The sequence below is a fragment of the Caballeronia sp. GAWG1-1 genome, from assembly GCF_023631465.1.
Taxonomy (GTDB): domain Bacteria; phylum Pseudomonadota; class Gammaproteobacteria; order Burkholderiales; family Burkholderiaceae; genus Caballeronia.
This window is the reverse complement of record NZ_JALQDB010000028.1, coordinates 79,531-90,198: the sequence shown is the minus strand read 5'-3', so window position 1 is coordinate 90,198 and position 10,668 is coordinate 79,531. Positions and strand designations below refer to the sequence as shown.

13 protein-coding genes are annotated in these 10,668 nt (G+C 61.7%); 7 read left to right on the top strand and 6 right to left on the bottom strand.

Features of this window, described 5'->3' with window-relative positions; translation table 11 throughout:
* Positions 1–62 precede the first annotated feature (62 nt).
* The gene (locus NCT03_RS16840; protein ID WP_250493348.1) at positions 63–413 is read right to left on the bottom strand and encodes a DUF3293 domain-containing protein; all 351 of its coding nucleotides are present in this window, start codon (positions 411–413) and stop codon (positions 63–65) included.
* Between the two features lie 403 nt (positions 414–816).
* Entirely contained in the window at positions 817–1,056 is a 240-nt protein-coding gene (locus NCT03_RS16835; protein ID WP_244828611.1) for a hypothetical protein, read from the bottom strand.
* 388 nt (positions 1,057–1,444) lie between these two features.
* Between NCT03_RS16835 and NCT03_RS16830 the strand changes: the two genes are divergently transcribed.
* A complete protein-coding gene (locus NCT03_RS16830) occupies positions 1,445–1,708 on the top strand; it encodes a DUF4148 domain-containing protein (RefSeq protein ID WP_250493207.1) in 264 nt (87 codons plus the stop codon).
* A gap of 36 nt (positions 1,709–1,744) precedes the next feature.
* Here the strand turns inward: NCT03_RS16830 and NCT03_RS16825 are convergent, their stop codons facing one another.
* The 3 genes from NCT03_RS16825 to NCT03_RS16815 are packed head-to-tail and all read right to left on the bottom strand — an operon-like array spanning position 1,745 to position 4,430.
* The gene (locus NCT03_RS16825) at positions 1,745–2,920 is read right to left on the bottom strand and encodes an acyl-CoA dehydrogenase family protein (RefSeq protein ID WP_250493206.1); all 1,176 of its coding nucleotides are present in this window, start codon (positions 2,918–2,920) and stop codon (positions 1,745–1,747) included.
* Between the two features lie 59 nt (positions 2,921–2,979).
* On the bottom strand, positions 2,980–3,405 hold the full coding sequence (locus NCT03_RS16820) for a nucleotide pyrophosphohydrolase (RefSeq protein WP_250493347.1): 426 nt from the start codon (positions 3,403–3,405) through the stop codon (positions 2,980–2,982).
* A 44-nt stretch (positions 3,406–3,449) separates the two neighbouring features.
* A complete protein-coding gene (locus NCT03_RS16815) occupies positions 3,450–4,430 on the bottom strand; it encodes a 2-dehydropantoate 2-reductase (protein ID WP_250493205.1) in 981 nt (326 codons plus the stop codon).
* Positions 4,431–4,690: 260 nt separating this feature from the next.
* On the opposite strand from NCT03_RS16815, the gene NCT03_RS16810 reads away from it, so the two are divergent.
* From NCT03_RS16810 to NCT03_RS16790, 5 genes are all read left to right on the top strand, one after another.
* On the top strand, positions 4,691–5,125 hold the full coding sequence (locus NCT03_RS16810) for an Hsp20/alpha crystallin family protein (protein WP_250493204.1): 435 nt from the start codon (positions 4,691–4,693) through the stop codon (positions 5,123–5,125).
* Positions 5,126–5,142: 17 nt separating this feature from the next.
* Positions 5,143–5,547 (top strand): Hsp20/alpha crystallin family protein, encoded by a 405-nt coding sequence (locus NCT03_RS16805; protein WP_250493346.1) that lies wholly within the window; start codon positions 5,143–5,145, stop codon positions 5,545–5,547.
* 120 nt (positions 5,548–5,667) lie between these two features.
* Entirely contained in the window at positions 5,668–6,447 is a 780-nt protein-coding gene (locus NCT03_RS16800; protein ID WP_250466645.1) for an ABC transporter substrate-binding protein, read from the top strand.
* 10 nt (positions 6,448–6,457) lie between these two features.
* Positions 6,458–7,225, top strand: coding sequence for a class I SAM-dependent methyltransferase (locus NCT03_RS16795; protein WP_250493203.1), 768 nt, complete (start codon positions 6,458–6,460; stop codon positions 7,223–7,225).
* A 112-nt stretch (positions 7,226–7,337) separates the two neighbouring features.
* Positions 7,338–7,736 carry a hypothetical protein gene (locus NCT03_RS16790; RefSeq protein WP_244828624.1) on the top strand — a complete coding sequence of 133 codons (399 nt, stop codon included), beginning with the start codon at positions 7,338–7,340 and terminating at the stop codon, positions 7,734–7,736.
* Positions 7,737–7,753: 17 nt separating this feature from the next.
* Here NCT03_RS16790 and NCT03_RS16785 read toward each other — a convergent pair whose 3' ends face one another.
* Positions 7,754–9,163: an aminotransferase-like domain-containing protein gene (locus tag NCT03_RS16785; protein WP_250493202.1), complete on the bottom strand. Its 1,410-nt coding sequence runs from the start codon at positions 9,161–9,163 to the stop codon at positions 7,754–7,756.
* A 163-nt stretch (positions 9,164–9,326) separates the two neighbouring features.
* Between NCT03_RS16785 and aptA the strand changes: the two genes are divergently transcribed.
* The gene (gene aptA / locus NCT03_RS16780) at positions 9,327–10,655 is read left to right on the top strand and encodes an omega-aminotransferase AptA (protein WP_250493201.1); all 1,329 of its coding nucleotides are present in this window, start codon (positions 9,327–9,329) and stop codon (positions 10,653–10,655) included.
* Positions 10,656–10,668: the final 13 nt, after the last annotated feature.

Sequence of the window (10,668 nt, the reverse complement as noted above, 5' to 3'; positions counted from 1 at the left end):
CCGAATCATGCGACGCGGTCAGTTAGAAACCCAGTGATGAAGAATCAACGGCGAATACCAATTCAACGATAAACCGGATGCCACAGCAAACAAGGCAGACCCGCAGCATCGACATAAACCACGGCGTTCTGCTCGAACTTTTGCATAAGCGCATCGGCGAATTGGCGCGTCGTGCCGAGGACGAAAAGACTTGCTTCGGCGATCCACTTTCCCTTCGGATCGATGCCGGCTCCGGGCAGCGCATGCAAGCCCGCTCGTTCGACATGGTCGATCAGCAAGCACTGCCGCTTTGCGTTATGCGCCGGTTCAAGCACGTGTCCGAATGGATTGAAGGCCGTCACGAACACCGCGCTAAAGACATGATGCCTTGAAAGAAGTGAAGCAACATCGGCATTATGCTCGCCGATTTTCATCTCCACGACCGGCTCGATATCGATGCGATAAATCGCCTCGCGGTAACTATCTCGCGTCGCGTCCAAAAGGCTCGGGCTGGGCTGAAACCGTTGGTGCTCGTCGTGGTTCATGTAGGTAATCCGCGAATCGGCGGCTGAGAAAGCATGCGCTGAAGACGCACGTTGCATCTCGAACTTTACCGCGCTCGACTTAGCGGATTGATGAAACGCAGACTACTGCACGGCGAAGCGAATTCATGCAAGGCATCGCGAAGCGGAGTGCATCGAGAGAGAGAAGCACAGAGACATCGACCCATGCGATTCGTGTCGATAACGACGTGCAGCGTGTCACGCATAACGCGGCCGAAGATAAAACGCAGAAAAGCTAGAAGACAGAGAAGCAACGAGGCCCGACGATCGTCCGTTATGTGCAGCCCTGCTGCCGCTCGCCGCGGCTGAAGATTTGACGCGAACGCCAGTCGTCGGAGCGAAGCACTTGCTCGCCGTCTTCGCGCGCTTCCTCTTCCGTATCGAAACCTTCGTCGCTATAAGCGGCGATTTTCATGCCGACACCCGCGGCACGTTCGACGGTGATGGCCCAATGCCAGCCGCCTTCCTGATAAAAAACATGCAGCGTCGGCAGAGACGATAAGGTCAAGTCCATGTTTGCGGCTCCTTCAAGCTGACGTTCGTAAGGCTAACCTGCCTCCTCGACGAACGCCCTCGAAAACGGGCGCTTTGTTATTGCGTCGATGTCTGTTGATATTCTTGAGCGGCTGTGAGCCGCCCCGCTCAGAACAGCATACGCAATGGGATGCTGCATTGCAACACGGGGTTTCCCGAGGCGTGGTACCGATCCGACGAGACAGATCATTGCGGAACCTTTTACACGAGATAGACGGAAGATCGACAATGAAGCACCCGTATTGACTCAAGGCTATCTCACCAAAAACACCTCTATTCGATGCGGATAAGTGGCGCTTCTAACGTGTCCGCCGTGTGTCCGTCGCCTAGAATGGAATAACCGCTCGACGCGATGCGAGGTGATCGCCATGGCATCTAAATTTCGTCTTTCCCATCTGATACTTTTTGCGACCGTCGCCTCATGTGCCGCGAGCGCGCTCGCCCAGCCGGTCGCGCCGATCGGCGACCCTTCCGCGCCGAAGACACGCGCTCAGGTCAAGCAGGAGTTTCTCGCCTGGCGCGCGGCCGGCTACGATCCGAACGACTGGCTGAACTATCCCGACAATGCCATGCGCGCGGGACAGATCGTCTCCCAGCAACGGCAAGCGCAACGCGCGACCGGCGCGAACTAGGTAGCGTTTCTGCTGCCTGAGCACGGTACTCTCGCGTTACTCCGCGCGCGGCCGCTGACCGCGCAAGATACGCCGCGCGATGCTCCAGCGATGCACTTCGGACGGACCGTCGTAAATGCGAAATGCGCGCATGTCGCTGAAAATGCGCGCGACGACCGTTTCGTGCGTGACGCCTTGTCCGCCGAGCACTTGCACCGAACGATCCACGACACGCCATAACGCCTCGGACGACACCACTTTCGCGACGCTCGATTCGTGCTTGCCGAGCACGCCCTGGTCGAGCACCCACGCGCAATGCCAGATGGCGAGGCGCGTGATGTGCAGATCCATTTCGTTATCGGCGAGCATGAAGCCGACGCCCTCGTGTTCGCCGAGCGACTTGCCGAACGCCTGACGCTGACGCGCATACGCCGTGGCGACATCGTGCGCACGCCGGGCCGCGCCGAGCCAGCGCATGCAATGCGTGAGACGCGCGGGCGACAGGCGCACCTGCGCGTATCGGAACCCCTCGCCCGCTTCGCCAAGGACGTTTTGCGCGGGCACGCGCAAGCCTTCGAAACGCACCACGCCGTGGCCGCCGGGAAAGCATGTATCGAGCGAATCCATTGCGCGCTCGATCACGATGCCGGGGCTCCTCATATCGGCGAGAAACATGGTCGCGGGGCCATCCTCGAAACGCGCCATGATGATCGCGACCGACGCGCCATGTGCGCCCGTGATGAACCACTTGCCGCCGTCGATCACGTAGCCGTCGCCATCGCGCACGGCAAGCGTTTGCAGCATGGAAGGATCGGCGCCCGCGCCCGGCGGCGGTTCGGTCATGCAAAAGCACGAACGAATCTCGCCTGCGGCGAGCGGACGCAGCCAGCGCTCCTTCTGCTCGGGCGTCGCGACGGCTTCGAGCAAATGCATGTTGCCTTCGTCCGGTGCGGCGATATTGAGCGCGACCGGGCCGAGCGGCGAATAACCCGCTTCCTCGAAAAGGATCGCCTTGGCGACATGATTGAGCCCAAGGCCGCCGAATTCCGGCGATACGTGACTCGACAGAAGTCCCGCACGACGGCCCTTGGCAATCAGTTCCGCGCGCAGCGACTCGTCCGGGCCATGCGGCGTGCAGCGCGCATCGCTTTCCAGCGGCACGATCTCTTCGGCGATGAAGGCACGCACGCGCGCCTGCAATTCGGTCAACTCGGGCGTGAGGGAGAAGTCCATCGGCAAATCCTTTGAAGGCGGTGATCCACAAGCTTAACCGTGCGCGAAACGGCGCGTCATCAGGCTTTGTACCCGGCCGCTTTGTTTTTATCCGCTTTGTTATCTGCGGCTTTGTACTCGGAGTATTTGCGGGCATCGCCGCGAACCATGTCCGCCGGATACTTCGCGCGATTCAACGCCATCTTCTCGATGAGCGCGCGATGCAGATCCACGTCGAGCGAATCGGCGAGCATCACGAGATACGCTAGCACGTCGGCCATTTCGTGGCGAATCGCCACGAGCTTCGTCTCGTCCAGCTCGCTCTTGTCGCCGCTGGCCAGCCATGTGAACGGTTCGAGCAATTCGCTCGCTTCGACTGAAAGCGCGCTCGCCAGATTCTTCGGTGAGTGAAAGCGGCTCCAGTCCCGCTCGCGCACGAACTCGCGCAGCATGTCGCGCAGTTCCGTGAGTTCGCTTCGGCCTTCCGGCGCGTTGTATTGATCCATCGCCATCCTTTGACGTGTCGTCATGCCGTTATGCCGTTGTGTCGTTATGCGGGATAAAGGCCCAGCGTGCGCGCATGCAGACGCGCGAGGCCGAGCAAGGCGTCGGTGAAAGGCGTGGCGACGCCGGTCATGGCGCCCAGTTCGCGTACCGACGCCACGAGCGCATCCAGTTCGACGGCCTTGCGCGCTTCCACGTCTTGCAGCATGGAGGTTTTCATTGCACCGAGCTTGAGTGTCACGGCATGGCGATCCGCCGGATTCTGCTCGATCGGAATGCCGAAGCGCGCGCCGATTTCCTTCGCTTCCAGCATGATGTTCGTGACGAGGCCGCGCACGAGATCGTCACTCAGGATGCGGTCGGTGGTCGCGCCGGTGATCGCGCTGATCGGGTTCATCGTCATGTTGCCCCAGAGCTTGAACCACACGTCACGCTGAATCTGCGGCGAGAGCGTCGCGTCGAAACCGGCCTTCGTGAAGAGCGAAACGAGCGCTTCGGCACGCGTGCCCGACTGCCCCGCCGCCTCGCCGAGAATGAGACCCTTGCCTTGATGATGCCGGATCACGCCCGGCGCTTCAACCAAGCAACTCGCGTGGACCACGCAACCCACCGTTTGCGCGGCCGGAATGGCGGCGGCGATGGCGCCGTGCGGATCGATCGAACTCAGCCGCTTGCCCGCGAACTCGGCGCCCAGGCCTTCGCAGAACCACCACGGCACGCCGTTCATCGCGCTCAGAACCGTGGTCTTTTCGCTCAAAAGCGGCGCGATCTGTGCGGCCACGGCTTCCATCGCGGGCGCTTTCACCGCCACCACGACGAGATCCTGCGCACCGAGTTCTTCGGGCGATGCGCTCGCCGCGACCTTCACGGCATGCGTCGCATCTTTCTCGACGAGTTGCAGACCGTGCGCGCGAATGGCGTTTAGTGTCGCGCCGCGTGCGACCACGCTGACATCGCAACCCGCCTGCGCGAGCTTCACGCCGATCCAGCCGCCGATCGCGCCTGCGCCATAAATGCACACCTTCATGTCTCGTCTCCTCGTCTGAACTGTCGGACTTCATTGTAAGAGCTTGGCGCATGCCGAAACGGTTCAATCTAGGCGCGCCGACGCGCATTTCAAGAGCACGAAAACGATAAATATTCCCGTCCAAAATACGCTTTTCGATATTGAAACGATAGCCGTCGCACCTACCTTGCATGCAGAGGCAGCGAACCAGCGCGCTGTCATGGTGACATATCTCAACTTCCTGCTGCCGGCTTGACGGCCGTAACATCGGAGACCGAATCATGAGTGACTTTTATTTTGGCGGCGACTTCCTGAGCGATCTGAACCGCGTGCAACGGCAGATGTCTTCGCTTCTCGGCAATCTGCCTTCCAGCATTCGCGCCAGCCGCGCGGATGCGTTTCCCTCGCTGAACGTCGGCAGCACCGACGAAGCCATCGAAGTCGTGGCATTCGTGCCGGGCGTCGAGCCGGCATCGCTCGACGTGACGGTCGACAAAGGCCTGCTCACCATCAGCGGCGAACGGCGCGCCGAAGCATTGACCGAAGGCTCGCGCACCTACGCGAGGGAACGCTTCACGGGCGTGTTTCGCCGCGTGATCGAACTGCCGCAAAACGCGGATGCCGACAAGGTCGAAGCGCGTTATGAAAACGGCACCTTGTTTATCGTCATCGGCAAGCGCGAAGCATCCAAGCCGCGCGCCATCACCATTCAGTAAGGCACAGGGAGAACATGATGAACGACACCACGCAAATCACCGAGCGTCAGGCAAACGAAGTTGCACGCAGGAAGGAAGACACCGTGCGCCGCACGACGGTCACGCCTGCGGTCGATATCGTCGAGGATAGTCAGGGCATCACGCTGTGGGCCGACCTGCCCGGCGTGCCCCGCGAGAAACTCGATGTGAAAGTGCATGACTCGCGTCTCACCATCGAAGCCGAGGCAATCGTCCCTGTCACGGCGTCGCTGCGTGTGCATCACGCCGAATTGCGCGTGCCGCGCTTTGCACGCGCATTCACGATAAGCGACGACTTCGACACCGCGAAGATCGATGCCAACCTGCAGAACGGCGTGCTGAAGCTGACCATTCCGCGTCGTGAAGAAGCGCGTCCGCGTCGCGTGGAAGTGCGCGCGAGTTGAGCGCTTCGATGTCTCAGCAATAACGAACGGCCGCTATCACGCGGCCGTTTTTTCGCCTGCACGAGCCTCTATAATCCCAGGGCGGTCACAAGCAATCAAACTCAAACAAGGGACTTAATCGTGAAGAGGCTGTTGACGGTGTTGCTGGGCTCCATGCTGACTGTAGCCGTCAGCGCGCATGCGAAAGACTGGTCGACCATTCGCTTCGGCACGGACGCGAGCTATCCGCCGTTCGAATCGAAAGCGCCCGATGGAACGCTCGTCGGCTTCGATATCGATGTCGGCAACGAACTCTGCCGGCGGCTCGAAGCAAAATGCGTGTGGGTCGAAAACGCCTTCGACGGCATGATTCCCGGCCTCAAGTCCCGCAAGTTCGACGGCGTGCTCTCCACCATGTCGATGACGCCCGCGCGCGTCAAGCAGATCGCCTTCTCCAGCAAGCTCTTCCACGTTCCCACGCGTCTCGTCTCGAAACGCGATGCGAAGATCCAGCCTACGGCCGAATCGCTCGCGGGCAAGTCCGTGGGCGTCGAACAAGGGTCGATGCAAGAGACATACGCAAAGGCGCATTGGGGCGCGAAGGGCGTCACCATCGTGTCGTATGCGGATCAGGATCAGGTCTATGCGGATCTGCTCACGGGCCGGCTCGACGCGTCGCTGCAAAACGCGGTGCAAGCGGAACGCGGCTTTCTCGATACCCCGCGCGGCAAGCCCTACGCATTCGCAGGCGGCGCGCTCGAAGACCCCGCGATCTTCGGACCGGGCACGGCTATCGGCTTGCGTCGCGAAGACACCGACTTGAAGGAGAAGCTCGATGGCGCCATCGCCGCAATGATCAAGGACGGCACGTACAAGCGCATCGAGCAAAAGTATTTCGATTTCGATATCTATGGCGAATGAAGGAGCTGCCATGACCAACGTTCATCAGGCCGCAAGCGTCGGCTACACAGCGAACGCGGATAGCTACGTGCGCGGACGGCACGACTATCCGCCCGAACTCGCGGGCTGGCTCGCCGAGACGCTCGGCTTGCGGCCGGGCGCGAGCGTCGTCGACCTGGGCGCGGGCACGGGCAAGTTCACGCCGCGCCTCGTTGCAACCGGCGCGCGCGTGATTGCCGTCGAACCCGTCGCTTCGATGCGCGCGAAGCTCGCCGCCGCGCAGCCGGGTGTGGAAGTGCTGGAAGGCGCCGCGCAAGCCATTCCGCTTGACGATGCATCGGTGGATGCCGTCGTGTGCGCACAGTCGTTCCACTGGTTTGCGAACGGCGAAGCGTTGAGCGAGATTCATCGCGTGCTGAAGCCGGGCGGAAAGCTCGGCCTCGTCTGGAATCTGCGCGACTTTCGTGTGCCGTGGGTGGCGAAGCTCGACGCCATCGTGAACCGCTACGAGGGCGATGCGCCGCGCTTTTATACAGGCGAATGGCGCCACGCGTTTCCGCATAAAGGTTTCGACGCGCTCGCCGAAACCCATTTTTCGATCGGACACACCGGTTCCCCCGACGATGTGATCGTGCATCGCGTGCGCTCGACCAGTTTCATCGCGGCGTTGCCGGAAGCGGAACGCGTGCTCATCGACGATGAAGTACGCGCGTTGATCGAAGCCGAACCGGAGTTGCGCGGCAAGGATGTCGTCACCGTGCCCTACACGACTGCGGCCTTCGTTGCGGTCAGGAAATGACGCGTGCACGAAGACGGGGCGCGTAGTTTGAAGCGCGCATTGTCCTTTTTGCACGCGGGCGAATGCGCCTCGAAACGCGCTCGACCATCCGACGTGCTTTGCGCATCTCGGCATGGTGCTTGCATTGCTCTCGCTCACCCAGCCGGCTAATGTCGAGGACACCATGCATCAGGCGATCGAACCGCATGAATTGACCAAGATCGATCTTGCACGTTTTCAGGTCGTGCAGGTTTCCGATGGCACGCACACCGTCGTGCTGTGGGAGGCGCCCGAGCCCGCCACCAATCGTCTCAAGCATATCGACGCTTGCACGCTCACCATTCGTCTGTGCGATCCGCTCAATCCCGTACGCAGAAAAGACGTGTGTGAGCGGCTACAGGCGCATTTGGCCGCGTCGCGCGAGACACGGCATGGTCTGCGCAATCCTTCCGACGTAAGCGCAGCGGTGACGCCGCCACGCAACGCGAACATCGCGAGGCAGCGCACGCATGAGTCCAGCGGAAGTGCTTGAGGCTGCATCGCGGTTGCCTACGTAATCGCGCCCTTCAAGAACGACCACAGCGAATCGTCCATCGAATACGGGACGTTGAAGCGGAACGACGCGCTCTCGGCGTCGCCCGGGCGAAAGTACGAGCCAGGCGCGAGCCAGATTCCATGCGATAACGCGCGCGTTGCGATGTCGCCTGCATCGGCGGGATCGATCGGCAATTCGCCCCATACGAACAGCCCCGCGCGCGGCCGGCGGAACAGCGCTATGCCGAGCGCGTCCATGCGCTCCTCCACGAGCGCGTGCGCGTCCTTCAGTTTTTCCACGACGAATTCGACATGCCGCGCGTAGCGGCCTTCGGTCAACACTTTCTCGACGATCCGTTCAGTCGTCTCCGACGATGTCAGTCCCACCGCCATCTTCGTGCGCGCGAGTTCGCGCAGCACTTCGCGCTCGGCGACGACATAACCGCATCGCAACGAAGGCGTGATGGTCTTCGCGAAACCGCCGACATACAGCACGCGGTGCAGCCCTTCCATCGCCGCGAGCAAGGGCGCGCCGGGCGGCGCGAGTTCACGATTGACATCGTCCTCGACGACCCACATGCCGTGGCGCTCCGCAATCTGCATCAGACGAAACGCCGACGCCATGCTGAACGTCGCGCCCGTCGGGTTCTGCAGAGTCGTATTGAGAAAAACCGCTTTCGGCCGATGCTCGATCGCAATCCGCTCGAACGCTTCCGTATCGATGCCCGCCACGGTGCGCGGCACGCCATGCACGTCGAGACCCGCGAGCCGCAGAATCTGCAGCAGATTGCAGTAGCCGGGATCTTCGACGACGACCGCATCGCCCGGTCGCAGCAGCGTGCGCACGATCAGATCGAGCGCCTGCGTGGCGCCGGCCGTCAACAATACGTTCGACGCGGCATCGACGGGCAGGCCGTGCCGGTCGAGCTGCTCCGCAATGCGTTCGCGCAGAGGCGCAAATCCATAAGGCCGCCCGTAATCGGCAATGCGCGCCGCCGGCACGCGGCTCACCGCGCGCAACGCGTGCTGCAAACCGCTTTCGTTGACCCATTCGTTCGGCAGCCAGCCACAGCCGGATTTGATCGGCACGGAATGATCCGCGAAGACATCCGAGAGCAGCCAGGTCGCCGTGAGACTAGGCGGCTGCCATTCGACAGCCCGCACGCGCTCGCTTTTTTGGCGCACCGCCACGCGATACCCCGAACCGCGCCGCGCGATGACAAGACCCATCGACACGAGCCTGCCATACGCTTCGGTCACCGTGAACGTGCTGAGCGCGTGCGACTCGGCCAGCCGGCGCACCGAGGGCAAAAGCGCGCCCGCGCGCAGCGTCTCGGCCTCGATAGCGCCCGAAAAAGCCTGCACGAGTTGTTCGACGAGCGTCGGCGCATGACGCGAGCCGCGTTCGAGCCTGAGTTCTATCATGTATATGGATAGTCGAAACACGCGGGAGTGGATGAATATGCGCCGCGCTCGCCACTACAGTTTGCATCATTTTGCCAGCACAGTTGGCAATGCAGTGAACCAACTGTCTATGCCTCGCCATTTTGTCGAGGAATAGAGTGACCGTTCCTTGAGGAGACTTGATATGAATGCCCGCCCCGTCATCGAAGACCTTTCGTCGTTCTGGATGCCCTTTACCGCCAACCGTCAGTTCAAGGCCGCACCGCGCCTGCTCGAAAGCGCGAAAGGCATGTACTACCGCTCGACGGACGGCCGCGAAATTCTCGATGGATGCGCGGGCCTTTGGTGCGTGAACGCAGGCCATTGCCGCGACGAGATCGTCGAAGCGGTGCAGAAGGCGCTCTCGACGCTCGATTTCGCGCCGACCTTCCAGATGGGCCATCCGCTTGCCTTCGAGGCGGCCACCAAGGTCGCGGGCCTGATGCCCGAAGGACTGGATCGCATCTTCTTCACGAACTCCGGTTCCGAATCCGTCGATACGGCGTTGAAGATCGCGATTGCCTACCATCGCGCGCGCGGCGAAGGTCAGCGCACGCGTCTAATCGGCCGCGAGCGCGGTTATCACGGCGTCGGCTTCGGCGGCATCTCGGTGGGCGGCATCGCGCCGAATCGCAAAACCTTCTCGGGCGCGCTGTTGCCGTCGATCGATCACTTGCCGCATACGCACGACCTCGCGCACAACGCGTTTTCCAAGGGTCAGCCCGCGTGGGGCGAGCATCTCGCGGAAGAACTGGAGCGTATTGTCGCGCTGCACGATGCATCGACGATTGCCGCGGTCATCGTCGAGCCGCTCGCGGGTTCGACTGGCGTTCTGGTGCCGCCGAAGGGCTACTTGCAGAAGCTGCGCGAAATTTGCACGAAACACGGCATTCTTCTGATCTTCGACGAAGTCATCACCGGCTTCGGGCGTCTGGGCAAGGCCACGGCGAGCGAGTATTTCGGTGTGACGCCGGACCTCATCACCATGGCGAAAGCCATCAACAACGCCACCATTCCCATGGGCGCGGTCGCGGCGCATCGCAAGGTGCACGACGCAATCGTCGATGCAGGCGCGGCGAACGCGATCGAACTGTTCCACGGCTATACGTATTCGGCACACCCTGTTGCAACCGCGGCGGCTGTCGCGACACTCGATCTGTATGCGCGTGACAAGTTGTTCGAGCGCGCGGCGTCGAAGGCGGAGAAGTTCGAAAGCGCCGTGCACGCGTTGCGCGATGCGCCGTATGTGAAGGACATCCGCAATCTCGGACTCGTCGCGGGCGTGGAGTTGGAATCGCGTGAAGGCGCGCCGGGTGCGCGTGCGTATGAAGTGTTCGTGAAGTGCTTCGAGGCAGGCGTGCTCGTGCGCTACACCGGCGATATCCTCGCGTTCTCGCCGCCGCTGATCGTCGAGGACGATCAGATCGATCATATCTTCGGCACGGTGCGCAAGGTGTTGCAGAGCGTGAAGTAAGCGCCATTGCCCG

Excerpts from the sequence above, each read along its gene's own strand:
- NCT03_RS16840 (WP_250493348.1), bottom strand. The coding sequence starts at position 413 with ATGAAAATCGGCGAGCATAATGCCGATGTTGCTTCACTTCTTTCAAGG.
- NCT03_RS16835 (WP_244828611.1), bottom strand. The coding sequence starts at position 1,056 with ATGGACTTGACCTTATCGTCTCTGCCGACGCTGCATGTTTTTTATCAG.
- NCT03_RS16830 (WP_250493207.1), top strand. The coding sequence starts at position 1,445 with ATGGCATCTAAATTTCGTCTTTCCCATCTGATACTTTTTGCGACCGTC.
- NCT03_RS16825 (WP_250493206.1), bottom strand. The coding sequence starts at position 2,920 with ATGGACTTCTCCCTCACGCCCGAGTTGACCGAATTGCAGGCGCGCGTG.
- NCT03_RS16820 (WP_250493347.1), bottom strand. The coding sequence starts at position 3,405 with ATGGATCAATACAACGCGCCGGAAGGCCGAAGCGAACTCACGGAACTG.
- NCT03_RS16815 (WP_250493205.1), bottom strand. The coding sequence starts at position 4,430 with ATGAAGGTGTGCATTTATGGCGCAGGCGCGATCGGCGGCTGGATCGGC.
- NCT03_RS16810 (WP_250493204.1), top strand. The coding sequence starts at position 4,691 with ATGAGTGACTTTTATTTTGGCGGCGACTTCCTGAGCGATCTGAACCGC.
- NCT03_RS16805 (WP_250493346.1), top strand. The coding sequence starts at position 5,143 with ATGAACGACACCACGCAAATCACCGAGCGTCAGGCAAACGAAGTTGCA.
- NCT03_RS16795 (WP_250493203.1), top strand. The coding sequence starts at position 6,458 with ATGACCAACGTTCATCAGGCCGCAAGCGTCGGCTACACAGCGAACGCG.
- NCT03_RS16790 (WP_244828624.1), top strand. The coding sequence starts at position 7,338 with ATGGTGCTTGCATTGCTCTCGCTCACCCAGCCGGCTAATGTCGAGGAC.
- NCT03_RS16785 (WP_250493202.1), bottom strand. The coding sequence starts at position 9,163 with ATGATAGAACTCAGGCTCGAACGCGGCTCGCGTCATGCGCCGACGCTC.
- aptA (WP_250493201.1), top strand. The coding sequence starts at position 9,327 with ATGAATGCCCGCCCCGTCATCGAAGACCTTTCGTCGTTCTGGATGCCC.